This window comes from Sphingobium sp. WTD-1 (genome assembly GCF_030128825.1).
In the GTDB taxonomy this organism is placed as follows: Bacteria; Pseudomonadota; Alphaproteobacteria; order Sphingomonadales; family Sphingomonadaceae; genus Sphingobium.
This window is the reverse complement of the sequence record NZ_CP119127.1, coordinates 1,983,135-2,007,413: the sequence shown is the minus strand read 5'-3', so window position 1 is coordinate 2,007,413 and position 24,279 is coordinate 1,983,135. Positions and strand designations below refer to the sequence as shown.

At 64.7% G+C, this 24,279-nt stretch carries 24 protein-coding genes; 2 read left to right on the top strand and 22 right to left on the bottom strand.

The window, feature by feature from the left end:
• Window positions 1-65: 65 nt before the first annotated feature.
• From N6H05_RS09875 to trbB, 11 genes are all read right to left on the bottom strand, one after another.
• On the bottom strand, window positions 66-308 hold the full coding sequence (locus tag N6H05_RS09875; RefSeq protein WP_127966068.1) for a DUF2274 domain-containing protein: 243 nt from the start codon (window positions 306-308) through the stop codon (window positions 66-68).
• A complete protein-coding gene (locus tag N6H05_RS09870) occupies window positions 305-1,459 on the bottom strand; it encodes a TraB/TrbI/VirB10 family type IV secretion system protein (protein ID WP_284114204.1) in 1,155 nt (384 codons plus the stop codon). The genes N6H05_RS09875 and N6H05_RS09870 overlap by 4 nt, the downstream gene beginning before the upstream one ends.
• 95 nt (window positions 1,460-1,554) lie before the next feature.
• Window positions 1,555-2,631 carry a P-type conjugative transfer protein TrbG gene (gene trbG / locus N6H05_RS09865; RefSeq protein ID WP_127966066.1) on the bottom strand — a complete coding sequence of 359 codons (1,077 nt, stop codon included), beginning with the start codon at window positions 2,629-2,631 and terminating at the stop codon, window positions 1,555-1,557.
• On the bottom strand, window positions 2,628-3,311 hold the full coding sequence (gene trbF, locus N6H05_RS09860; RefSeq protein ID WP_127966065.1) for a conjugal transfer protein TrbF: 684 nt from the start codon (window positions 3,309-3,311) through the stop codon (window positions 2,628-2,630). The genes trbG and trbF overlap by 4 nt, the downstream gene beginning before the upstream one ends.
• Window positions 3,311-4,615, bottom strand: a complete 1,305-nt coding sequence (gene trbL, locus N6H05_RS09855) for a P-type conjugative transfer protein TrbL (RefSeq protein WP_284113694.1) — start codon at window positions 4,613-4,615, stop codon at window positions 3,311-3,313. Before trbL ends, trbF begins: the two co-directional genes overlap by 1 nt.
• A 1-nt stretch (window position 4,616) precedes the next feature.
• A complete protein-coding gene (gene trbK-alt, locus N6H05_RS09850; protein WP_127966063.1) occupies window positions 4,617-4,955 on the bottom strand; it encodes a putative entry exclusion protein TrbK-alt in 339 nt (112 codons plus the stop codon).
• A gap of 15 nt (window positions 4,956-4,970) precedes the next feature.
• Entirely contained in the window at window positions 4,971-5,744 is a 774-nt protein-coding gene (gene trbJ / locus N6H05_RS09845) for a P-type conjugative transfer protein TrbJ (protein WP_284113692.1), read from the bottom strand.
• Window positions 5,741-8,179, bottom strand: coding sequence for a conjugal transfer protein TrbE (gene trbE, locus N6H05_RS09840; RefSeq protein WP_127966061.1), 2,439 nt, complete (start codon window positions 8,177-8,179; stop codon window positions 5,741-5,743). The genes trbJ and trbE overlap by 4 nt, the downstream gene beginning before the upstream one ends.
• A 13-nt stretch (window positions 8,180-8,192) precedes the next feature.
• On the bottom strand, window positions 8,193-8,474 hold the full coding sequence (locus N6H05_RS09835) for a VirB3 family type IV secretion system protein (RefSeq protein WP_127966060.1): 282 nt from the start codon (window positions 8,472-8,474) through the stop codon (window positions 8,193-8,195).
• Window positions 8,474-8,773: a TrbC/VirB2 family type IV secretion system protein gene (locus N6H05_RS09830; RefSeq protein ID WP_458225814.1), complete on the bottom strand. Its 300-nt coding sequence runs from the start codon at window positions 8,771-8,773 to the stop codon at window positions 8,474-8,476. The genes N6H05_RS09835 and N6H05_RS09830 overlap by 1 nt, the downstream gene beginning before the upstream one ends.
• A 29-nt stretch (window positions 8,774-8,802) precedes the next feature.
• Window positions 8,803-9,819, bottom strand: a complete 1,017-nt coding sequence (trbB, locus tag N6H05_RS09825; protein WP_127966058.1) for a P-type conjugative transfer ATPase TrbB — start codon at window positions 9,817-9,819, stop codon at window positions 8,803-8,805.
• Between the two features lie 201 nt (window positions 9,820-10,020).
• Between trbB and N6H05_RS09820 the strand changes: the two genes are divergently transcribed.
• Window positions 10,021-10,350: a hypothetical protein gene (locus N6H05_RS09820; protein WP_127966057.1), complete on the top strand. Its 330-nt coding sequence runs from the start codon at window positions 10,021-10,023 to the stop codon at window positions 10,348-10,350.
• A gap of 28 nt (window positions 10,351-10,378) precedes the next feature.
• Here the strand turns inward: N6H05_RS09820 and N6H05_RS09815 are convergent, their stop codons facing one another.
• From N6H05_RS09815 to N6H05_RS09805, 3 genes are all read right to left on the bottom strand, one after another.
• On the bottom strand, window positions 10,379-10,813 hold the full coding sequence (locus tag N6H05_RS09815; RefSeq protein WP_127966056.1) for a ribbon-helix-helix domain-containing protein: 435 nt from the start codon (window positions 10,811-10,813) through the stop codon (window positions 10,379-10,381).
• 12 nt (window positions 10,814-10,825) lie between these two features.
• A complete protein-coding gene (locus N6H05_RS09810) occupies window positions 10,826-12,817 on the bottom strand; it encodes a conjugal transfer protein TraG (RefSeq protein WP_127966055.1) in 1,992 nt (663 codons plus the stop codon).
• 117 nt (window positions 12,818-12,934) lie between these two features.
• On the bottom strand, window positions 12,935-13,234 hold the full coding sequence (locus N6H05_RS09805) for a DNA -binding domain-containing protein (protein ID WP_127966054.1): 300 nt from the start codon (window positions 13,232-13,234) through the stop codon (window positions 12,935-12,937).
• A 206-nt stretch (window positions 13,235-13,440) separates the two neighbouring features.
• Between N6H05_RS09805 and N6H05_RS09800 the strand changes: the two genes are divergently transcribed.
• Entirely contained in the window at window positions 13,441-13,662 is a 222-nt protein-coding gene (locus tag N6H05_RS09800) for a helix-turn-helix domain-containing protein (protein ID WP_127966053.1), read from the top strand.
• On the opposite strand, the gene N6H05_RS09795 is transcribed toward N6H05_RS09800, so the two are convergent.
• From N6H05_RS09795 to N6H05_RS09760, 8 genes are all read right to left on the bottom strand, one after another.
• Window positions 13,645-14,535, bottom strand: a complete 891-nt coding sequence (locus tag N6H05_RS09795) for a LysR family transcriptional regulator (protein WP_284113691.1) — start codon at window positions 14,533-14,535, stop codon at window positions 13,645-13,647. The genes N6H05_RS09800 and N6H05_RS09795 overlap by 18 nt on opposite strands.
• A gap of 183 nt (window positions 14,536-14,718) precedes the next feature.
• Window positions 14,719-16,128 (bottom strand): efflux transporter outer membrane subunit, encoded by a 1,410-nt coding sequence (locus N6H05_RS09790; RefSeq protein WP_164876625.1) that lies wholly within the window; start codon window positions 16,126-16,128, stop codon window positions 14,719-14,721.
• A gap of 3 nt (window positions 16,129-16,131) precedes the next feature.
• Window positions 16,132-17,253, bottom strand: coding sequence for an ABC transporter permease (locus tag N6H05_RS09785; RefSeq protein ID WP_284113690.1), 1,122 nt, complete (start codon window positions 17,251-17,253; stop codon window positions 16,132-16,134).
• A complete protein-coding gene (locus tag N6H05_RS09780; protein WP_127966051.1) occupies window positions 17,253-18,380 on the bottom strand; it encodes an ABC transporter permease in 1,128 nt (375 codons plus the stop codon). The genes N6H05_RS09785 and N6H05_RS09780 overlap by 1 nt, the downstream gene beginning before the upstream one ends.
• Window positions 18,377-20,104: an ATP-binding cassette domain-containing protein gene (locus N6H05_RS09775; RefSeq protein ID WP_127966050.1), complete on the bottom strand. Its 1,728-nt coding sequence runs from the start codon at window positions 20,102-20,104 to the stop codon at window positions 18,377-18,379. The genes N6H05_RS09780 and N6H05_RS09775 overlap by 4 nt, the downstream gene beginning before the upstream one ends.
• Window positions 20,101-21,114, bottom strand: coding sequence for a secretion protein HlyD (hlyD, locus tag N6H05_RS09770; RefSeq protein WP_127966049.1), 1,014 nt, complete (start codon window positions 21,112-21,114; stop codon window positions 20,101-20,103). Before hlyD ends, N6H05_RS09775 begins: the two co-directional genes overlap by 4 nt.
• Window positions 21,114-21,803 (bottom strand): CerR family C-terminal domain-containing protein, encoded by a 690-nt coding sequence (locus N6H05_RS09765; RefSeq protein WP_284113689.1) that lies wholly within the window; start codon window positions 21,801-21,803, stop codon window positions 21,114-21,116. The genes hlyD and N6H05_RS09765 overlap by 1 nt, the downstream gene beginning before the upstream one ends.
• Before the next feature lie 191 nt (window positions 21,804-21,994).
• Window positions 21,995-23,395, bottom strand: coding sequence for a DUF3363 domain-containing protein (locus N6H05_RS09760; protein ID WP_502958972.1), 1,401 nt, complete (start codon window positions 23,393-23,395; stop codon window positions 21,995-21,997).
• Between the last annotated feature and the right edge of the window lie 884 nt (window positions 23,396-24,279).

Below are 24,279 nucleotides of genomic sequence, written 5' to 3'. Positions count from 1 at the left end.
CGGCGTGATCCGAAACCATGATCGTGTTTGGCTATCGGTCCGGCGAAGAACGGCGAGCGTCGGAATCATGATTGCCCGCCTGCGGCCGACGGCGTGGTCCGCCTCGCCTTCGCAAATGCCCGATCAGTCGCGATGAACCGCTCCAGCATCGGCACGATCAGGCGGACGGGATCGGTCGGCGGATGGCCGTTCTCGCGGCCGAGCACGTGGGCATAGGCGGTTAGATCCCGATGCAGGTCAGCGGGTAGTTCCACCGTCACCTTCACCGGCTTGGTCTCAGTGATCGGGCCGAGCTTCAGCTTCGTCATGGCGTGGCTCCATAGGGTTCGAGCACAAGATCGCGGGTGACGATGACGCGGACGGGGAAACCCGGCCGGATGGTCAGTGTCGGGGCGATGTTGAGTTGGCGCTGGACGATCTGCCGGCCGGTCTGACCGATGCTGTCGGATGCGCCGTCGCGGATGGCGCTGAGGAGATCGCTCTCGTCACCGGACGATCCCGTGTTGGCGCCGATGCTGAGCAATGTCGAAAGCGCCGCCGCCTTGAACAGTTCGCCCCAATGATAATCGACGCCATCCTCCAGCCCGGCATAACCTTCGGCGTCCGCACCCGGCTGGCGTTCCAGCACGATCGAGCGGCCGTCGGGCATGATGAGGCGGTTCCAGGCCAGCAGGACGCGGCGCTGACCGAAGCCGACGCCATTGTCATACTGGCCGAGCAACCGCGTGCCCTGTGGCACCAGCAGGATGCGGCCCGTGGGGCTGTCATAGACGTTCTCCGTGACCTGGGCGGTGATCTGGCCCGGCAGATCGGAACGGATGCCGGTGATGAGCGCGGCCGGAATGACCGCGCCGGCTTGAAGGATGTTCGGCGACGCCGGCGCGGCAACGCGATCCGGCGCAACGGTGCGCCGATCGGCCCCCTGGTCGAGAAAGGCTGTTTGCCGGTCCTGAGCTGTGGGCGTCGTCGGCTGCGGCGCGAGACCTAGGCTGGTCAGGTCCGGCATGGGCGCTGTGGCATTGGGGGTCGTGGTGGCTGGCTGTCCGGTATTCCGCGTCTCCGTCGATGCAAAGAGCCGCCCGGTCCGCGCCGCTTCGATCTCCTGTAACCTGCGTTGTTCCTCGGCGCTGAGGCCCGGCGGTGTCGCGGCTGGTGTGCCGATACCCGGCCCGGGCACGGGCTGGCCACGGTTCTGCGCATCGAGGATCGGCCGACCGAGATCGCCGGGCAAAGCCGGGCCGAGGACAGGACCGGTATAGTCCTTGGGCAGGCCGGCGAGACCATCGGCGGTCGCGCGATTCTCGGTCGAATGGAGTTCGGTGTTTCCGCCGCCGCCATCGCGGGTCTGGAGCGCATAGATCAACGCGCCGCCAATACTGAGGCTGCTGACCAGACCGAGACCGGCCAGAACCTTCCGCGACAACCGGGTGACGCGCGGCGGTTCGGCGCGCAGCCGCATCGGTACGACGGGTTCGCCGGTCAGCGGGCGGGCATCGTCGTCAGACGGCTCCGGCGTCGGTTCTGGCTTCGCGCTCTTATCGGGATCGATCTCGCTCACGATGCCGGCCTCCCGTCAGTGCGGGTGATGCGGACGCGGCGCTGGGTATCGCCCGTGCCGAAGCGCAGTTCGGCGGCAGCGAACAGCCGATCGACGATCATATGACGGCCGCGCACCCGGTAGTTCACCAGCTCGGAGGTGTTGCCTTCAGGGCCGACGACGAACAGCGGCGGCATCTCGCCCTGCGCGATGCCACGCGGGAATTCGATGAAGACCTGGCGGCCGTCGTCGAAGGCGCGAAGCGGCCTCCACGGGGCGCGGTCGCCCTCGATCGCATAGCGGAAGTTGACGTTGGCGAGATCGACGCCGCTGGCGATGGGCTGCGCGGCCTCGGCCTGGCTGTTCTGACGACGTAGGACGATGAGCTGATCCTGCGGATATTGCCAGGATACCGACGCCATATAGGTCCGTTCGGTCGAGCGCAGCTCCATGTGATAGGTGCGCATATTGGTGTTGATGATGAGGTTGGTCATCAGCTCGGTGCGCGTCGGCTTGACCAGGATATGCACCTGTTGAGTCGCCCCCGAACCGCTGAGCGTGTCGCCGATGATCCAGCGCACGGTGTCGCCGGCAGCGACGGGACCGGAGCCGACGAGGGTTTCGCCGGGCTGGAGCGCGATGTCGGTGATCTGCCCGACGGCGGTATAGACCTGATAGAGCGCCCCGCCGGTGTAGGGATAGACCTGCATGGCGTTGATGAAGCCGTCGCGGACAGGCTGAATGCGGGCGGCGGCGTTCGCCTGATTGACGCGGGCGGCCGGATCGGTCGGCTCGGGCGCACGGCGGGATTGCTCCACCGGCTTCATCTGGCCGGGCAACGGCAACGGACGCGGCAGTTCGACGACAGTGACGGGCGCTGGCGCATCGACCGTCCGCACGGCGGGTGCGGCATCGTCATAGGCGATCTCGGGCGGCTTCTGCGTCGTGGCGCAGCCGGCCAGCGCCGTTGCTGAGAGCAGCAAAACCGCAAGTCCGACTTTACGGAAACCCGCCTTTCCAACTCTCCGTGCAGGCGTAATGGTGTGAACAGGGTTCGCCGGATGTCCGGCGGTCAGTTGAGACGGCCGGATCATTGTCCGAGCTCCTTCGACCAGTTGATGGCATTAACGTAGATTCCGAGCGGATTGGCCCGGAGCTTTTCGGCGTCACGCGGAGGCGCGACGGTAATGGTGAGGATGGCGGTCCAGCGCTCGGTGGAAGCGAGGCTCCCGTCCTGATAGCGGCGCTCCACCCAGGCGACGCGAAAGCTGTCGGGTGAGGCTCGGATCACGGACGACACCTCGACAGAGATCTGCTGCTTGCCGACCTTGGTGAAAGGGTCGTTGACGCGGGCATAGTCGTTCAGCGCCATCGCCCCGCGATCCGTCGTGAACTCGTAGGCGCGGAGCCAGTTCTGCCGCACGATGATCGCATCGGCCGCGATAGAGCGGACCTGCTCGATGAAGCGGGCCAGATGCCAGGCGATCTGCGGATCGGTCGGGCGATAGTCGGCGATGGCGGGTGCGATGGCCTGGGCCTGGCCGAGCTTATCGACCTGCACCACCCACGGCACGATCGAGCCGTTGGCGGATTGCCAGACCAGCGCGCCGGACAGCCCGGCCGATAGGATCAGCGAGCCGAACGCCATCAGCCGCCAGTTCCTGGCCTGGACGCGGGCCGAGCCGATGCGGTCGTCCCAGACCTGGGCGGCGCGTTGGTATGGCGTCTCGGGTTGCGGCGTCTTGCCGTAATGGGTTGAGGGTCGTTTGAACATCAGCGGTCGCTTTCGCAGAGGTTGACGGAAGAGCCGCCGCCATGGCTGTCGCCGGATTTGACGGCATGGGCGGCGGCCTGAATGCCGTGGGAGGCTTGCTGGCCGCGCTTCATGCGCTTGGCCCAGGCAGGCGGGCCGTTGCTGGCGGCGGACGACGAAGAGTCAGACGTGGCATCAGCAGCCTCGTTCGACGCGGCTTCGCCAGCGACGGTCCGTTCGCCGGTCTGGAAGCTGTCCTTCATGGAGGCGGCGGCGCGCTTGAACGGGCTGGCGATGGCAGACCCGGCCTGGGACGCGCCGGTACTGGCGACCCCCGATGCGCCTCCGGCCCGATAGGCGGCGGTCGCACCGCCCGCCAGGGTCGCACCGCCGCGGGCGGCAGCGGCGGCCCCTCCGGCGAGAGCTGCACCGCCGGATGCGACGGCACCGATGGCCGCACCTCCGGCGGCCACCATGCCACCCGCCGCGAGACCGGTGCCGATTGCTGCGCCCGCGCCGAGCTGCGGTCCGCCGGAGACGAGACCGTTGGCGATGCCGGGACCGAAGATGCCGAGGCCCAGCAGCGACAGCGCGGCGAGCACGATCGCCATCGCGTCGTCGATCGTCGGCGCGGTCCCGCCGAACCCGGCAGTGAACTGGCTGAACAGCGTCGAGCCGATGCCGATGATGACGGCGAGTACCAGCACCTTGATGCCGCTGGAAATGACGTTGCCCAGCACCCGTTCGGCCATGAAGGCGGACTTGCCGAACAGGCCGAACGGAATGAGCACGAACCCGGCGAGCGTCGTCAGCTTGAACTCGATCAGGGTGACGAAGAGCTGGATGGCGAGGATGAAGAAGGCGAGCAGCACCAGCGCCCAGGCGAACAGCAGGCAGGCGATCTGGATAAAATTCTCGAAGAAGGAAATCCAGCCCATCAGGCCGGAGATCGATTCGAGCAGCGGTCGCCCCGCGTCGAGACCGACCTGCGCCACCTTGCCAGGGCGCAGGAGATCGGCGGTCGTGAACCCCGTGCCCGATGCCTTCAGGCCGAGGCCGGCAAAGCTCTCGAAGACGATGCGCGCGAGGTTGTTCCAGTTGCCGATGATGTAGGCGAACACCCCAACGAACAGCGTCTTCTTAATGAGGCGGCCGATGATGTCGTCCTCGCCACCCATCGACCAGAACAGCGCGGCCAGCGTCACGTCGATGACGATCAGCGTGGTTGCGATGAAGGCGACCTCGCCCGACAGCAAGCCGAAGCCACTGTCGATGTAGCGGGTGAAGACGGCCAGGAACTGGTCGATGACGCCGGTGCCGCCCATATTATCGTTCCTCGGTCGTGCTCGGCTCGGCCGGCGCGGTCTGCTTGGTCGCGGGATCGTCGTTCGACGGTACGGAGGGGCGTTGCCTATCGAGACCAAGGAAGCGGTCGCGGCTTTCGGCCCAGACACGAAGGCATTCCGCGTCGCGCGTACCTGCCTCGCCGAGACGTTGGCATCGGCGCTGCCCCTCGCGCAGCGGGTCTGGCGCGGCCGGCGCGATCACGGCCGCCGTCGGATCTGCCGACGTCTCTTCCTCGCGGGTCATCTCGATCGCGGTCGCGGTGATGGCGACGCCCGCGAACACGGCGGCTGCGATGCGGGCGAGCGTCTTGCCTTCCATGGCGCGTCTCCCCGCTCAGTTGTTGCCGTTATTGAACATCTGCGCGCTGCCGGGCTGGTAGCCGGTGCCCGGCGTCAGGAAGCGGCGGCGCTGCTCGCGGCCCTGTTCGGCCGCTGCCGCGCGCTCGGCCTCGGTCAGCGCTTGCGCGCGGCCGTTGGCGGCGACTACGGCGGTGAGATCGGCGAGCTGCTGGGCCTGGAGCGCGAGAAGCTGGTTGCCCGCCTGCGTTGCCTGAAGCGCGCCGGTCGCGGATTGGCTCGATCCGACCAGCGCAGACATCTGCGACCGGTTGGTCTCGATATTGCCGACGACGCCGGCCTGCACCTTCATCGCGTCCTGCAAACCGCCGACGGTGTTCTGCCAACGCGAGCGGGCGTCGGAGACAAGCTGGCTGTCGGAGGCCGATAGCGAGACGTTGCCGTATTTTTGGCTGAACATCCGGTCGATCTGCTGGACGTCATAGGCGACGTTCTGCGCCTGTTGCAGAAGCTGCTGGGTGCGCTGGACCGACTGCTGAAGCTGTTGCAGCGATGAATATGGCAGGCTGGTAAGGTTACGAGCCTGATTAATGAGCGACTGGGCCTCGTTCTGAAGCGAGGTGATCTGGTTGTTGATCTGCTGGAGCGAGCGTGCGGCCGACAGGACGTTTTCCACGTAATTGCGCGGGTCGAACACGATCCCGCCGAACTGCGCTTGGGCGGGCGTCGTCACGAGGATCGGCGACAGCGCGATGGGTGCGGCCAGCAAGACAGCGGCGAAGCGGCGGCCAAGGGAACGACGAGTGGTCATGATGGGATCTCCAGGTTGGTAAGGTCGGGGATAAGGTCGGCCGCCCAGGCGAGACCGCGATGGCGCAGCCAGTCGGTGAGGAAGCCGTCGCGGCCATGATCGGCGACGATGCGGGCGATCTCGGTCTGGTCGGTCTTCGACGAGACGGCGCAGAGCGCCAGCGCCACATCGGACAGACCCAACTCGAACAGCCGGTTGCCCCGCCGCGACTGGCAGTAATAATCGCGCTTCGGTGTCGCCCGTGCGAGGATCTCGATTTGGCGGTCGTTGAGGCCGAAGCGGCGATAGATGGCCGTGATCTGCGGCTCGATCGCCCGTTCGTTGGGGAGCAGAAGCCGGGTCTGGCAGCTTTCGATGATGGCGGGCGCGATGGCGCTGCCGTCGATGTCAGACAGCGACTGCGTGGCGAAGATGACGCTGGCGTTCTTTTTGCGCAGCGTCTTCAGCCATTCGCGGAGCTGGCCGGCGAACCCTTCGTCGTCCAGCGCCAGCCACCCTTCGTCGATGATGATGAGCGTTGGCGAACCGTCGAGCCGGTCGCCGATGCGGTGAAACAGATAGGCCAGCACGGCGGGCGCTGCCTCTGTGCCGATCAACCCCTCGGTCTCGAAGGCCTGGACCGTGGCGGAGCCGAGGTGCTCGGCCTCGGCGTCGAGCAGCCGGCCATGGGCGCCGCCGACACAATAAGGCCGGAGCGCCTGTTTCAGGTCATTGGACTGAAGCAGGACCGCAAGGCCGGTGATCGTGCGCTCGCCGACGGGCGCGCTGGCGAGCGAGGTCAGCGCGGTCCAGATGTATTCTTTCACCTCCGGGGTGATGGCGACGCCTTCGCGGGTCAGGATCGCCACGATCCAGTCGGCCGCCCAGGCGCGCTCCGGCACGTCATGGATGCGGGCCAGCGGTTGGAGCGACACGCTCTCGTCGCTGCCGTCGCTCAAGCCACCGCCGAGATCGTGCCAGTCGCCGTCCATCGCCAGCGCGGCGGCGCGAATACTGCCACCAAAGTCGAAGGCGAAGACTTGCGCTTGCGGGTAGCGCCGAAACTGAAGCGCCATGAGCGCCAGCAGCACGGACTTGCCGGCACCAGTCGGCCCGACGACGAGGGTATGGCCGACATCGCCGACGTGAAGGGATAACCGGAACGGGGTCGAGCCTTCGGTCTTACCGAAGAGCAGTGGGGGCGCTGCAAAATGCTCGTCCCGTTCCGGACCCGCCCATACCGCCGAAAGCGGAATCATGTGGGCGAGGTTCAAAGTCGAAATCGGCGGCTGTCGGACATTGGCATAGACATGGCCCGGCAAGCTGCCGAGCCAGGCGTCCGCCGCATTAATCGTCTCGGCCATCGCCGTGAAATCGCGGCCCTGGACGATTTTTTCCGTCAGCCGAAGCTTCTCGTCGGCAATACGCGGATCGTCGTCCCAAACCGTGATCGTCGCGGTGACATAGGCGAGACCGGCATAGTCCGCGCCCAGCTCCTGCAACGCCAGATCGGCGTCGGCCGCCTTGTTGGCGGCGTCCGTGTCCACGAGGGCCGAGGCCTCGTTGGTCATCACCTCTTTCAGGATCGCGGCGATCGACTTGCGCTTGGCGAACCATTGCCGCCGGATCTTGGTCAGCAGCTTCGTCGCATCGGTCTTGTCGAGCAGGATCGCGCGGGTGGACCAGCGATAGGGAAAGGCGAGCCGGTTCAACTCGTCGAGCAGGCCGGGCGTGGTCGCGGTCGGAAAGCCGACGATGGTCAGGACGCGCAGATGCGACGATCCCAATCGTGGCTCGAGACCGCCGATCAGCGGCTGGTCGGCGACGAGCGCATCGAGATACATCGGCGTCTCGGGCACACGGACGCGATGACGCTGCGTCGAAACGCAGGAATGCAAATAGGTCAGCGTCTCCGCGTCATCGAGCCAGACGCATTCCGGCATGAAGCCTTCGACCAGTTGCAGCACGCGATCGGTGCGATCGACGAAGCCCGCGAGCATCTCGCGCCCATCGACGCCGGAGCGCTCGCGACCCTCGTACAGCCAGGTCTCGGCGCGTGCCGCGTCCTCGGCCGGCGGCAGGTAGGTGAAGGTCAGGAAATAGCTGGATTCGTAATGCGAACCCGCTTCCTTGAAGTCCGCCTTGCGCTCGGCATCGACCAGCGCGGAGGCGGCATCGGGAAAGCGGCTGACGGCATAGGACGCCGCCTCATGGCGCTGCGCCTCGACGAAGATCGCCCATCCCGATCCGAGGCGGCGGAAGGCGTTGTTCAATCGCCCGGCGACGGCGACCAGCTCGGCGGGCACGGCCGAGTCCAGATCAGGGCCGCGAAACCGCGCCGTTCGCTGGAAACTGCCGTCCTTGTTGAGGACGACGCCTTCACCCACGAGCGCGACCCAGGGCAGGAAGTCGGCGAGGCGGGTGGCGGTGCGGCGATATTCGGTGAGGTTCATCATGGGATCGGCCTCCTCAAACGCCGAGATGGCCGGGGATGCGCAGATGGCGGCGCACCACATCGACGAACATCGGATCGCGCTTGGCCGCCCAGACGGCGGCGAGATGGCCGACCGCCCAGATGGCGAGACCGACCAGCCAGAGCCGCAGGCCGAGGCCAAGCGCCGCCGCCAATGTGCCGTTGAGGATGGCGAGGCCACGCGGCGCGCCGCCGAGCAGGATGTGCTCGGTCAGCGCCCGGTGGACCGGCACGGAATACCCCGGCACGTCACCGCCCTGTTCGACAAGGCCGGCCATCAGACGAGCGCCCCCCCGCCGAACGAGAAGAACGACAGGAAGAAGCTCGACGCGGCGAACGCGATCGACAGACCGAAGACGATCTGGATCAGACGACGGAATCCGCCCGACGTGTCGCCGAAGGCCAGCGCCAGGCCGGTCGAGATGATGACGATCACGGCGATGATCTTGGCGACCGGGCCTTCGATCGACTGGAGGATGGATTGCAGCGGCGCTTCCCACGGCATGGAAGAGCCGGAAGCATGGGCGGCGGGCGCCAGCATCATGCTGATGGATACGGCAAGGGCTGCGGTCGCCATGTGCTGGCAACCGCGCGAAAACGTGCGGATCATCGGATATCTCCTTTGGATTCAAGACTGAGGACGGACTGGATGTCGCCGCCGTCGGTGACGGCAGGCACGACGCTGTAATCGCCGTCGGGGCCGAGGCCTTCGACGCGGGCGAGTTCGACGAGCCGGCGCTGCGAACCGCGTCCGGCGAGCACGGCGACGAGATCGATGGTCTCGGCGATCAACGCGCGAGGCACGGTGACGACGGCTTCCTGGATGAGCTGTTCGAGGCGGCGGATCGCGCCGATGGCGCTGCCCGCATGGATGGTGCCGACGCCGCCCGGATGGCCGGTGCCCCAAGCCTTCAACAGGTCGAGGGCTTCGGGGCCGCGCACCTCGCCGATCGGGATGCGGTCGGGCCGCAACCGCAGCGACGAGCGGACGAGATCGGACAGCGAGGCGACGCCATCCTTGGTGCGCATGGCGACGAGGTTGGGCGCGGCGCATTGCAGCTCGCGCGTATCCTCGATGATGACGACGCGATCAGCGGTTTTCGCTACCTCGGCCAGCAGCGCATTGGTCAGCGTCGTCTTGCCGGTGGACGTGCCTCCGGCGACGAGGATGTTGGCGCGCGACGCGACGGCGGAACGCAGCGCTTCGGCCTGTGTCGCCGACATGATCCCGGCGGCGACATAGTCGTCGAGCGTGAATACGGCGACGGCGGGCTTGCGAATGGCGAAGGCCGGCGCGGCGACGACGGGCGGCAACAACCCCTCGAACCGTTCGGCGGTTTCGGGGAGTTCGGCGGAGACGCGCGGCGCACCGGCATGGACTTCCGCGCCGACATTATGCGCGACCAGGCGAACGATGCGCTCGCCATCAGCGGGCGACAGCCGCTCGCCCGTATCCGACAGACCTTCGGACAGTCGGTCGATCCAGAGCCGCCCGTCGGGGTTTAGCATCACCTCGACGACGGCCGGGTCTTCCAGAAATCGCGCGATGGCGGGGCCGAGCGCGGTGCGCAGCATCCGCGCGCCCCGCGTCAAGCTCTCCGAAATCTGGTGTGAAGCCGCCATCTGATCCCCGATCTCGCCAGGGACAAAACAGACGCTCCCGGACCGGGATGATTAAAAGAGCCGGAAGTTTGGCTGATTCAACAAGTATCTAACAGCCGACGGCCATGGCGAAGAAAAGGCGGCAATCGGCGGGATTGAAAAGCCCGCGATCGATAGTGATCAGCTATGCCCATCTTGAATGGAATCAGAAAAGGCAGCGCGATGAGCAATAATCCAGGCAAAAAGGGCAAGCCTGCTCCATGGGTCAAGCGGGAGCGCGAAGATCGAGATCGAGCGCTGGACGAGTATAAGCAGGCGCATCATCCCGCCTATCGCACATGGCGTGAGGCGCGTGGCGAAGTCGGCAGGAAAGCGCGTGCTGAGGCGGAAGTCCTGTTTCCGGGCTTGTCGGGCATCGGCCAGTCGATGAAGCACGCCGACAAGGCGGTCAGCATCTGGGAGAAGGCGAACAAGAACCCGATGACATGGGAGGAATCGCAGGCGCTGGAGGGCGAGTTCGCGAAAAGCTATGTCGCGATCGACCGATCATAGGTCGTGAGGACGATCAGCGGCGTCCGTCCTATTGCGTATCGCTACTATTTCGTGCTGCGTCGATGTCCCGCGACAGCTCCTTCAGAAATCGATCGCCGGTCGCCAGCCGCCGCCCGAGCGATTGCAGGAAGCCGTCGAATCGCTCCGCGCCCTTCGCCCGTGCCGACGCCTGCGCGCTGTCGGGCAAAGGTGGCGTCACGGTCAGCCAGAAGCGGATGAACAGCGAGAGCGTATCCCCGAGAATGGCCAGATCCTCGTCCAGTCCTTCGACCTGTCGGCCGAGCTTGTCCATGCGGCGAGCGAAGACCGCCTCCAGCCGTTCGGACGCGTCGGCGGACAAGAAGGACGCGACCGCCGCTTCGATCACGGCTGATTTGGACACGTTGCGGCGCAGCGCCAACGCCTCGACCTTCTTCAGAAGGTCTGGCTCGAAATAGACATTCATGCGGGATTTGGTCTGCATGGCGACGGCTCCTTACAGTTCGATGCCGTCGGACGGGTCCATCGTCGCCTGGCGTGCGACGGACCTGACCTGCTGGCGGATGGTGCGGGCCTTGGCGGCGTCCACGTCCGGCTCGTCGTCGAGCACATCGAACTCGCGGACCACCGGATGTGCGTCGGGCACGATCTCCTCATGCTCGGGCAGTTCCGGCTCGCGGCGGATACCTGCATTGGCGGGATCGGTCGCGGCGGCGTCGTGCGTTGGCGGCGCGGATGGTGCGGTGGGCGTTGGTGTCGTCAGGGCCGACCAGTCGTCACCCGATGGCGCTTTCGAGGCTTTGGCCCCGGTGGACAGGTCCGGCGGCGGCAGCAGCCGCTCCTTGAAGCGCGCGTCTTCGTAGTAGCGCGCCTTCCTCGCCCGGATTGGCGGCACGCCCGCGACCAGCAGCAGTTCGTCGGTCGGTGGAAGCTGCATCACCTCGCCGGGGGTCAGAAGTGGCCGGGCCGTCTCCTGCCGCGAGACCATGAGATGGCCGAGCCAGGGCGATAGCCTGTGGCCGGCATAGTTGGTGGAATCACGCATCTCGGTCGCGGTGCCCAGCGAGTCCGACACGCGCTTGGCGGTGCGCTCGTCATTGGTAGCGAAGGCAACGCGGACATGGCAATTGTCGAGCACCGAATTGTTCGCGCCATAGGCTTTCTCGATCTGGTTCAGCGACTGCGCAATCAGGAAACTCTTGATGCCGTAGCCGGCCATGAAGGCCAGCGCGGACTCGAAGAAGTCGAGCCGCCCCAGCGCCGGAAACTCGTCCAGCATCAGCAGCAGCCGATGGCGATTGGCGGCGTTCAACTCCTCGGTCAGCCGTCGCCCGACCTGATTGAGGATCAGGCGGATGAGCGGTTTGGTGCGGGCGATATCGGAAGGCGGCACGACGAGGTAGAGGCTGACGGGCCGGTTGCCCGCGACCAGATCGGCGATGCGCCAGTCGCAGCGCGCCGTCACCTTCGCCACCACGGGATCGCGGTAGAGACCGAGGAACGACATGGCGGTGGACAGTACGCCCGATCGCTCGTTGTCGGATTTGTTGAGCAACTCGCGGGCCGACGAGGCGATGACGGGATGCACGCCGACCTCGCCCAGATGCGGCGTAGACATCATGGCGCGCAGCGTCGCCTCCATGGGACGTTTCGGATCGGAGAGGAAGTTGGCGACCCCGGCCAGCGTCTTGTCGGGTTCGGCATAGAGGACATGCAGGATCACGCCGACCAGCAGCGAGTGGCTGGTCTTCTCCCAATGGTTCCGCTTGTCGAGCGCGCCTTCGGGATCGACCAGGATGTCGGCGATGTTCTGGACGTCGCGGACCTCCCAGTCGCCGCGCCGGACCTCCAGCAGCGGATTGTAGGCGGAGGATTTGGCATCCGTCGGATCGAACAGCAGCACGCGGCCATGCCCGGCGCGGAATCCCGCCGTCAGGCCCCAGTTCTCGCCCTTGATATCATGGACGATGACGCTGCCCGGCCAGGTCAGCAATGTCGGCACGACAAGGCCGACGCCCTTGCCGGAACGGGTCGGCGCGAAGCACAGCACATGCTCCGGCCCATCGTGGCGGAGATAGTCGCGGTCCAGCCTGCCCAGCACCACGCCATCCGGGCCGAGCAATCCGGCCGCCTTCACCTCCTCGGCCGAGGCCCAACGCGCCGAACCGTAGGTGGCGACGTTCTTGGCCTCACGCGCGCGGATGATCGACAGGGTGATGGCGACGGCGATGGAGAGGAAACCGCCCGAAGCCGCGATGATCGCTCCTTCGACGAAGATCGCGGGCGCATAGGCATCGTAGGAGTACCACCACCAGAAAAAGGCCGGCGGATAGTAGAACGGCCAGCCGCCCAGCTCGAACCATGGTGTGCCAAGCTGCCCCTGAAATCCGAGCCTCCACGCCGTCCACTCGGTCGCGCCCCAGATCGCCGCCAGCACGATGACGACGACGATGGTGATCTGGCCCCAGAGGACACGGCTTCCCGACATACAGGCTCCAATCGGCAAAAGAGGCGGAGCCGATCAGAGAATAGGCGGTTTCACGATAGGCAACAGGAAAGAACAGCGAGCGTGCTGCCGGATACCATGGCGTAGAAATCGGACGGGTCAGTGCCGTGTGTTGCGGGCTTCTTCGACGGCTTGTTCCAGAATGCGCCGGTAGCCGATTTTCGTCATCCACTGCGCTCGGGCGAGATGGCTTTCCCAGCACGTCCGCGTTCGGTCTTGCTCTGCCAGCGGATCACGATGCAGCACGATCCGCGCCACCTCCATCCAGTCCGCGCCATCGGTCTCGGCATCCAGCAGGCGCAGATAGGTGACGAAATGCGCCTCGTCGTAGAGGGTTATGTCCGGCTCCATCGGAGCCAAATCATCGACATGGGGATCGAGTTCGGGTTTGACGCGCATCTGCGGCCTCCTTCCGGCACCGCGGCTCGGATTGATAATTACCTCACTTTTGCTTCTCAGGTGAGACCGTTGATGTCTGGCGGTGTAGTTCCGCCAAGCATTCAACCGCCCCGATAGTCGAAGCTATCCGGTAAATATCACATCGCGCAACGAATCGGAATTATCGTTCCTGGAACGATCATTCCTACTCAGGCTCCGCTCACGTCATGGATCTCAAAGAGGTCATGGCGGTCAATCTGCGTCGGATACGTCATGGCAAGCAACTGACGCAGGAGGAACTGGCGGATCGCTCCGGCCTGAGCGCGCGCTATATCGGGGCGATCGAGCGTGCCGACGTGTCGGCTAGCGTTACGGTTCTCGGGCAGATTGCCGACGCCTTGAGCGTGGAACCGGGCGAGCTTCTAAAATCGTCAGCCGGATCGCGCTGACCTACCCATCTCGGCTGCGAGGTCGAGGAGGTTCCTGAGCGCTGGGCTGCGATTGTGCGGGGACCAGACGGCAGAAAACGCAAAAGGTTCGAACTCGTCGAGGATCGGCAGAAACGTCACGCTGGGCACGTGCAGAAGCATTGTCGCCTCGCCGGCAATGGTGACACCATAACCTTGCGCGACCATCGACAGCAGCGTGCTGCGCTCAACGTCGAAACGCAGGATCGACAGGTCCGGCGAACTGCCAGCGAAGCGCATGACGATGTGGTCATGCACCTGTGGCCCGCTGCCGCCTTCACGAACTATGAAGGTGTCGCCTGCCAGATCGGCCCAGGTCACGCCCACGCCATCGGCGAGCGGATGGCGCGAGGGCAGCGCGGCCAGAAGCCGTTCGCTCCATATCCTCCGTGCATGACAGTCGGGAAACTCGGGCGAGCCCGCCACGAACGTCAGGTCCAGTCTGTTGGCCCGAAGCCGCATGACGCTATCGTGGGCGCTGCCTTCGGCGATCTCGACCTCTATGCCAGGATATTGCTCCCGGTAGCGTTCGATCAGCATGGCGAGAAAGCTGCCGGGGATGAGGGCATGGATACCTACGCGCAGCCGGCCGTGCTCTCCGCGCGCCACCATTCCAGCCGTCCTGACTGCGTGGTCGAGCTGGTCGATGCCGGTCGTCACCCGCTCGACGAAATGCCGGCCGGCTTCCGTCAGCCGCACACCGCGCGCGTGGCGCTCGAACAGCTGGACGCCAAGGTCTTCTTCCAGCGCCTTTACGCGCGCGCTGACACTGGACTGGCTGACGCCCATGGCATTCGCCGCATGGCGGAAGTTCAGATACTCGGCAACGGCGAGCGTTTGAAGAAGAGATGTCATCGGAATTCGACCGCCCAGCAGTTGAGGTGGCTGGTTTACAGCCGCACTCTTGGGTTGGCGGTCGATTATTGGTGCCGAACGCCGCCGCCGCATCGCTCTACCCGCGCTCGGTCGTTCGGCGGCAACCTTCGCGCCGGATGGCGGAAACGCGATAAACCTGTGATCGTAAGAGTGGCAGACCGATCATGCGATGACGGCCTCCCACCCACCCCCTAGCGCCTTGTAGAGAGCGACGACGGCCATCAACTCACCGACGCGGGCATCAAGGCTCGCGCGCTCCGCAACGCTGTATGCGGATTGTGCGTTCAGCAAGATGGTCAGGGCGTCCTCGCCAGCATGGTAGCGCTGTCGCGCAAGATCGACCGCGACGGCCGCCTGTGCTGTTGCTCCATCCGCTTTCTGACGCATGCTTCGCGCTGCGGCATACCGATTGAGCGCTGTTTCACTGTCGGTAAGCGCACCCGTCACGGTCCGCTCGTAGCGCACTAGCGCCGCTTCGGCGCGGGCATCGGCAGCTCGAATCTGCGCCCGGATGCGTCCCATGGAGAATATGGGCCAGTGCAGGCTAGGCCCAATCTGAAATCGTGTGCTCGTCCCCGAGGCGAGATCACCCGCGTTCTGCGCTTGCTGACCAATCGAACCAATGAGCGACAGTCGCGGGAAGAGATCGGCCGTCGCCACGCCAACGTCGGCGGTGAAGGCCGCCAATTCGCGCTCCGCCTGACGGATATCCGGGCGTCGCCTCAGAAGCTCCGATGGCAGCCCAGCCGTGACCTGTGATGGATCAGATGGAAGCGGTCCAGGGCTCAACAGCCGGAGCGCGGTCGCTCCCGGTGCTTGACCAGTTAGCAAGGACAAACGGTAGGCTGCCGCGTGCGCGTCCGCCTCGATGCCGTCAAGACTTATGCTTGTCGCCTTCGCCTGGGTATCGGCACGGGCAAAGTCGAAGAGCGATGCCTCACCGGATCGGAATCGTTCTTCGACCAGGGTTGCAATGCCTTGCTGCGCGTCGGCGTCCGCGCGCGCAATCACCAGCCGAGTTTGGGCGCTGCGTAGATCGACATAGCTTCGGACGACCTCGGCGATCACCTGTAGGATGACGCCGTGCCGCGCTTCCCGCATGGCCTCTGCACGTGCGTCGGCCGCCTCGACGCTACGCCGTGCGCGGCCCCACAGGTCGATTTCCCACGACGCATCAAATCCGAGATCGAAAAGGGAAAATCGAGGATCCAACCCCGGAACGCTGGCGACCGGCAACTGACCGTTTTCGCTGACCCGGTTCTCGGTGGCCGCGCCGGTGAATGCTACATCTGGGCCGGCACGGCCGCGTGCGGCGTCACGCAATGCGCGAGCCTCGCGTAGGCGCGCTTCGGCCTCTCTAACATCGTGGTTGTTCCTTACTGCCAGCTCAACGAGTTCGACGAGTTGCGGATCGTCGAACGAATGCCACCAGTCGTCATCTATTGGATGCGGATTTGCAGCGGACATCCAGCCGGGCGCTACCGCCGGGCGCAGTTCGACATTGCTTGGTCCGACAGTGCAGGCAGCGACGCTCATAGATGCAAGCAATGCGGGAAACGGTGATCGTTGCATGGGCTACTCCATCCGCGCGCGGAATAGAATCGCCGAGACGGTCAGCGTGACGGACGCGATAACCGCCAGCGGCCAAGTGTTGGCGAGAATGACCGCCGCCGGCATGTTCTTGAGAAACACGCCCTCGGAGACGACGAGAAAATGCCGACAGGGATTGGCGTAGGCGATGACCTGTAGCCAGCCGGGCATGTTGTCGACGGGAGTGGCGAATCCAGACAGCAGGATGAGCGGCACCGTCACCAGAAACATGCCGAGGAAGGCTTGTTGCTGGGTTTGCGACAACGTGGATACCAGCATCCCGACGCCGATCAGCGAAACCAGATAGAAGAACAGAGAGAAATAGAACGCGGTCACGGAGCCGGTAAGCGGCACTCCGAAGACCGTTGGGATAAGGATCATGTAGAGCGTGGCATTGAAAAAGCCGATCAGCAGAGGCGGCGCCATCTTGCCGATCAGGATTTCGTGGACCCTCAAAGGTGAGACCATGAGCTGATCGAAAGTGCCTAGCTCCCGCTCTCGCGCGACGGACTGCGCTGTGATCGACAAGGTGCCGGTTGCGCCCAGGGTCACAAGCAATGCAGGCATCACGAACCAGAGGTAGATCAGCGCGGGATTGAACCAGTTGGTGACGACAGTTCGGGAAGTCGGCTGGACTGCAATTGCGGCGGGACGGGCTTCCGCAGCAACCTGGCCAACGATCTGTTGCAGGTATGAGGAAACGATCTGCGATGCGTTCGAGCGACGCCCGTCGAGGATGATCTGGACCTCTCCAGTCTGTCCGCTCTCGATAGCCGCGCTGAAGCGGGAATCGAAATTCAAAACGGCGATGACCTGCTGATTGTTGATTGCCTCCCGCATGTCGGCAGGCGATGCGAGCGGCACGACGCGACCGACGTTAGGGGTGCCCGCTACTCTTGAAACAACTTCATGGCTCCAGATGCCGGAATCGCGGTCGAGGACGCCTACGTCGAAGTTGCGCACTTCCAGCGTCGCCGCGAAACCGAACAGGACGAGTTGAAGCAAGGGGGGTGCAATAAGGGTGATACGGGCTTTGGGATCGCGAAAGACCGCCCATAGTTCCTTGACGATGATCGCCGAAAGACGCGCGAAACTGGAGGAACCCATCAGGCAATCCTCCGTCTCGTCACCCGAAAAGCGAGGCCGAAGAACAGCAGACCGAAACCCAGCATCGCCAGAATGCTGCGAATGAACATGGGCCAGAGATCGCCCACGACGAACACGCTGGTCAGGGGCGGGATGAAGTAGCGAGCGGGGACTGCATAGGTTATCCCTTGAAGGATTTTCGGCATTGAGCCGATCTCGAATAGAAATCCCGACAGCAGCAGACCCGGCATGAAGGCCGTCAGCAGCGCAACCTGGCTGGCTACAAACTGATTCTTCGTCGCCGCCGAAATGAGCAATCCTTGGCCCAACGCTGGCATGAGGAAGGCCGCACCGAGCGCATACAGGCCGATAATCGACCCCCTGAACGGCACGCCGAACAGGAAGACGGCCACGACGACGCAGAGCGTCATGGAGCCCAGCCCGAGCACGAAATAGGGGATGATCTTCGTCGCCAGGAATTCGCCCATGCTGATGGGCGTCGCCATCAATGCTTCGAGGGTGCCGCGCTCCCATTCCCGCGCGACGACGAGCGCGGTCAGAAGCGTCCCGATCATTGTCATCACAATGCTGATCGAGCCCGGAATGAGGGCGAAACGACTTTCGAGACCGGGATTGAACCAGAACCGGGGCAAAGGAACGATCGAGGGAGGCAATCGCACGCCACGCTCCAATGCGCGGCCTTCTGCCCAGGTGGCTCGCACACCTTCGGCATAGGCGGCAACGAAGGCGGCCGTGTTCGGCAACGAGCCATCGGTGATGACTTGGACCGGCGCGTCGCTCCCGGCTGCGATCCTTTGGCCGAAATCACTCGGAATGACCACGATACCCCGGGTGCGTCCCGCGATCAGCTCATCCTTTAGCGAAGTCACGTCGCGCCGAGCTTCAACCTCGAACCACCGGGATGATCGGTAGGCACCCGCCAGGCTGGCCGCTGCTTCACTGGAGTCCTGAACAGCCAGGCCAATTCGCGTCCTAGCCGTATCGAGAGACACGCCGTAACCAAACAGGAAGAGCAGGAGCAGCGGCAGCACAAAGGCGATCAGCATGGTAGAGGGGTCGCGAAGAATCTGTAGCGACTCCTTGCGAAGCAGCGCGGCGAAGCGTCGAGCGTCGAAGCGATCGGTCATGCGGCCTTCCGCTTCCGATCCGAGTCCTCGATCAGTGCGATGAAGGCATCCTCCATCGTCAGGTCCGTGCCACCGCCGATTTCAGCCGCGCGGGTCTTGAGGTCTTCGGGCGTGCCTTCGGCGATCTCCTGTGCGCGATAGATCAACGCTATTCGGTCGCAATACTCCGCCTCTTCCATGAAGTGGGTAGTGACGAGCACCGTCACGCCGCGTTGCACGAGCCCGTTGATGTGTAGCCAGAACTCGCGGCGGGTGATGGGGTCCACGCCTGATGTCGGCTCATCCAGGAAAAGCACCGGCGGTTGATGAAGCACGGCGCAGGCAAGGGAGAGCCGCTGCTTGAAGCCCAGCGGCAACGTCCCGCTGTTCACCGGCAGATGCCGTTCAAGCTGAAAAATATCGACGACGCGCGCCACCGCCTCCGACCGTGCGCGTCGATCCAGGCCATAGGCTCCTGCGAAGAAGTCCAGATTCTGTTTGACGCTGAGATCGCCATACAATGAGAATTTCTGCGCCATGTAGCCTAGCGACTGACGTGCTTCCGCTCTAGCGCTGCGCAGATCATGGCCCGCAACGCGACCGTCGCCCGCTGTCGGCGTGAGAAGGCCGCAAAGCATCTTGAAGGTCGTGGACTTGCCGGCACCGTTCGGCCCAAGGAGGCCGAATATCTGCCCCTCCGGCACGGAGAAGGTGATGTCGCCCGCCGCCGTAAACGTTCCAAACTTCTTGGTAAGTCCTCGCGCCTCGATCGCCGGTGCGTCAGACTTTTCGATGGGCCGATATCCTGCCGCGAGTTGGCTGGCTCCTCTCGGCCCACCGCCGAGGATGTCAATGAACGCATCCTCAAACCGCGGCTGCACGGCTTCGATCCGGTCGCCGCGCGACAGTCCGAGCAGTTCGAGGGACGGTGCAGCAACGCCTTCATCCATGAGCACACGAATGGACGCGCCCTGGATGGTGGCGTCCCTTACTTCATCTCGAAGAACAAGGCTGGCGAGCAGAGACCGCCGGCTTTCGGTCGGACCAAATAGGCGATACGTCCGTCCAGCGACGCGGGATGTCAGTTGCTTCGGCGGTCCACTGAACAGCAACTTGCCTTCGTTCAGCAGAAATACCGTATCGCATTTCTCGGCTTCGTCGAGATAGGCGGTGGACCAGACGACACCCATGCCTTCAGTCGTGAGCTGGCGAACCATGGCCCATAGTTCGCGCCTGGCCACGGGGTCGACGCCAACGCCGGGCTCGTCAAGCAGCAGCACCCGAGGGGGCCGCACCAGCGCGCAGGCGAGGCCCAGCTTCTGCTTCATGCCGCCCGAGAGTTGGCCAGCCAATCGAGGCCGAAATCGCTCCAGATCGGTGAAAGACAGAAGTTGAGAAAACCGCTCTGCGCGCTCCCCTGGGGGTAAGCCGCGAAGATCGGCGTAGAGCGACAGATTCTCGATGACGGATAGGTCTTCGTAGAGTCCGAAGCGTTGCGGCATATAGCCTAGTGCTGACCTGTCGGCCGCGACAGCGGGCTCGCCAAGAAGGGTGACTTCCCCTTCATCCGGGTCGAGTAATCCGGCGAGCAGACGGATCAGAGTCGTTTTACCCGCGCCGTCAGGACCGACCAAGCCTGTCATCAGGCCGGCCATCACCTCGATGTTCACGGCATCGAGCGCTGGAGCCGCATTGGCCTCGAAGCGCTTGGTGACACGAACAGCGCGAGCGACTACCTCCGTCATTTCACTGACCCTGCCGCTGGTTCCGAGCTCTGTTCGAGCCTCACGGTTGCGGGTTGACCTTGACGGAGACGGTCATCGGGATCGGTGACGTTGATCCGCAGCCGATAGACAAGATCGGCCCGCAGTTGCTCGGTCTGGACGGTCCTTGGCGTGAATTCAGCGGTTGGTGAGATGAAGCCGATGACACCACGATAGGCTTTGGGATTACCGTCGGTGGTCACGAGCACGGTCATGCCGGGAGCGATCCGGCCGAGGTCAGGTTCGGCGACGTAGGCGCGCACCCGGATCGGCCGGTTGATGGTGAGCGTGAAGATGGTTGCGCCGGATTGGACGATGGCTCCGGGTTCGGCAGCTCGCGTAAGGATTGTGCCCGCGTCCGGCGACTGAAGCGTCGTATCGGCCAAGCTGGTTCTGGCCCTGTCGCGTTCCGCTATTGCTGCCGCGAGCTGCGCCTCCGCAGCCGCTATGTCTTCGATGCGTGAGCCAGCGCGAAGCAGCGATAATGCTTCCTCCGCCGCCCGAAGCTGAGCCTCGGCGGCGCGGTATTCAGCCTCGGCGGCCTCGAAAACGGATTGGGACACAGCGCCCGTAGCGACCAGCGCTCGGCGGCGCTCGTAGGCTTCGCGAGTCCGCACCATGTCAGCCCTTCGGACGGCGACCGCAGCCTCCGCCTGGGCGATCTCCTGAGGTCGATTTCCGCTGCGCCGCTTGTCGAGTTCAGCCTGAGCGGCAGCGACTTGCGCTTCCGCCCCCGTCAGCGCGTCGATGAAAGGCTGGCGGTCGAGCTGTGCCAGCGTTGCCATCGCGTCGACCGAAGCTCCTTCATCAACCGGCATCTCGGCAATGCGTCCTCCGACGCGGAATCCGAGATTCACCTGACGAATATCGACATTGCCATAGAGAACCAGCCCCTCGTCGGGCTTGTCCCAAAGGCCGAACCCACGGGTGTAGATTGCCGCGCCAGCAGCGCAGGCGATGATGACCACCAGGATGATGATGCGCCGGGACACTATCGCGTCCCCACAATCGGAGAAACAGGCGCAATGGACGCGACAAGTTCGACCGCCAGAGCCTCAATCGCCGCTAGGCCCTTGTCGTCTATCGCTTCCCAATCGAGCGTCGAGAGGACTGCGGCATTCGCCATCCTAAACACGAGGACGCTTCCGACCAGAGAGACGGTTCTGAGACGTACGTGTTGGGAGGCGGGATCTTCGTCGAGCAGAATTCCGACCAGATGGTGACATATTTGAAGAAGCGGCCCCATTACGCCGTCGTAGAGCTGACGGAAGGCCGCAGTGGGCTGCGACTGCTCGCGAATAATGAAGAGCGCCCAAGGCTCGGAGCGGCTGCTGGCGAATAGCGCCGCCATCCGCTGAATGATCTTGCACAGCAGGCGACGCGCCTCGTCCGTGCTGAGTGGCGCTGTCCCCGAGCGGGCCGCTTCGACACGGGCGAAGACGAGGCTTCGCAGCGGGGCGATGTGATCGTTTATGCCGTCCGCGATGGAGGCGGCCGTAGCAAGGTATAGACCTTCCTTGCTGCCGAAGTAGTAGGCAATTGCTTGTTGGTTTGCTCCGACCCCCTCGGAAAGCATCCGTGTCGTCGCGGCATCAAAACCGACACGCCCGAAAACGTCGATGGCTGCGATAAGCAGTTTCTCGCGAGTTTGATCGCCGCGCTCGATCCTTCGTCCCGACATGAGGCCCGTGCTCCATCCTTCATCCTGGGAGCCGGAAGCCGCCCATCCGCTTGCTCGCGGCGCTTGCTGACCCCTATCCCACGGCCAGCTTTAGCGCCGGTAAGATATTAAATCAATCACATGATTTAGTTTGGTTTAGTTAATCGACGACGCTGCGTGCGCTGCGTTGCCAGCACGTCGCCCGAACAGGACTACAGTCCCAATTGCATCTTCCGCCCGAGCTGCCACGACACCGATCGGCCCTGCACGACACCCATCACCTCGCGGCCGAGCTGGCGGTCGATGACCGGCCGCCACGGGACCAGCGTGAACTCGTGGCTCTTCTCGACGATGGCGAACTTGCCGCTGGCGAGCTGGACCGTCCCGGTGAAGGTGCCGCTGACCGTCTCGCCGTCGCCGGCCGCACGGAACGGTATCGGCTTTGTCGCCGTCAACTCCGCCCCGGCGCGCGCCACCTCGCGCGCCTCCAGCGTGGTGAGCAGATCGCGACGATAGAGAACGCGACCGTTCTGCTGGCGAGTGGCGTCACCCTGTTCGACCAAGCGCTCGCGGCGGCGGCCCATAGCCTCGCTCACGTCCTGCCCGAACCCCGCTTGCGCAATATCGGAAGGACCGCGCCCGACCAGCTTCCGGTCGAGCCAGGTCGCCCCGTCCGCCATGATCTGTTTCTCCAGATCGAAGGTCGAGAGAACACGGATATTGAGCTGGCGACCTCGGCCCGCATCATGGGCAGCGGCGCGCGCCTCGAAGTCCTGCGGGATGCGCCACTGGTCGGCGTCGATTCGCTCGGCGATGCCGGCGCGGCGCAGCGCCTCCAGGCGGCGAACATGGGCATCGACGAAGCCATCATAGTCGCTGCCGGGCACGCGACCATTGAACCGGGCCTGCTCCAGATGGCGGCTGGGCCGGTAGATGCCATCTTCGACCATGCTGGCGATCGTGCGGTCGGACGGGCGCGATCCGGCGTCGGTCGCGCCGATCTCGATAACGCTGCCGATGCGGACATCCGCGACCTTCGCCTGATCGACGCCGGAGATGTGATGTGTGCGGCCGTCGGTGCCGTCGATCACAAGCGTCAAGTTCTCACCCAGCTCGTCGGAGAGGTGTTTGTCGATGACGCGGCCAACGACCGGCGTTGCGGGCGCAGTGTCGTAAATCTGGAAACTTATCGGATCGCGGTCATGGCCCTCGGCTCGCATCGCCTTCTGCATGGTACGCACGATGTCGCCGCGCTCGCCCAGGTCGCGCAGGGTCGACTCCAGGCGATCACCAAGTTCCCAGACGCCCGGTGACTGTTCGGTTGCGAGGCCCATCTTCTCCAGCTTGCCAAGACGGCGCAGCCGGAGCGTCCGATCCTCCTGGCCTCGCATGTTCTCCGGCGCATGGCGCAGGTCGAGCCGTCCATCCTCGGCGGCCTCGTTCACCATCGCCCGGTCGATGCGGGTGAAGCGGTCCTGGTCGATCTCGGCGGTCAGCTTGCGGCGCTGCTCGATCTCGGTGACGGGGCCGAGTTCCAGCGTCGCCAGTTCGCTCGCCCGTTCGCGGACGCCGTTGGCGAGATAGTCGCCGTTGATGACCAGATCCTCGCCCATATCGTCGCGTCCGTTGACGATGACATGGACATGAGGATGGCCGGTGTTGAAGTGGTTGACCGCGACCCAATCCAGCTTCGTACCGAGATCGGCTTCGACGCGGGCCATCAGGTCACGGGTGTGACCGGTCAGGTCTTCGATGTCGGCGGCGTCTTCAGGCGAGACGATGAAGCGGAACTGGTGGCGATCGTCCTTGCCGCGATCGAGGAAAGCATCGCCATCGGCGCGGCCTTCGGTCGCCGAATAGAGCCGGCCGCGCTCGCCATCGCGCGAGGTGCCGTCGCGCTGGATGTAACGCAGATGGGCGGCGGCCTTGCCGCTCTTGCCAGCCGCACGGACGGAACGCGACTTGACGATGACGCGGCGGCTGCCAGCTTGGCGATGACTCCAGGCGTTCGACAGATTGCGGGATCGGACGAAGGCCGCGCCGCGCCCGCGCTTGACGCCCCGGCCGGAAGCGACCGCACCGTTCCGCCCTGGCTTGCCGCCACCTCCGACGCTGCCGCTTCGCGAGGTTCGACCGGAGTCCGCGCCATGCTGGCGGGCGATCTTCCTGACCTTGGTGAGGAAGCTCTTCGCCTGTCCGGCCTTCGACGCATCGGAGCGGATGCGGCCGGGCTTCGGGCGGAAGCGGTTGTCGTCGTCGGCGCTCATCGGCGGCAACCCGCCCGAAAGCGCCGGTTTCTGGGGAGAGTGCCGCCGAAAACGCGGCGTCTGCTGGAATTGTGGCAACAGGCGGCACCATGGTGCCCGGATGACGGTGCCGTCCCAAACAGTGTGCAGACAAAGGCTTGCCCCCCGGATCGGACCCATGGGGTGCCGTCCGCTTTAATCTTGCCCTCCCGCCTTCCTACTCCTTCCGCCCGTCCTGACCCCGATTCCGC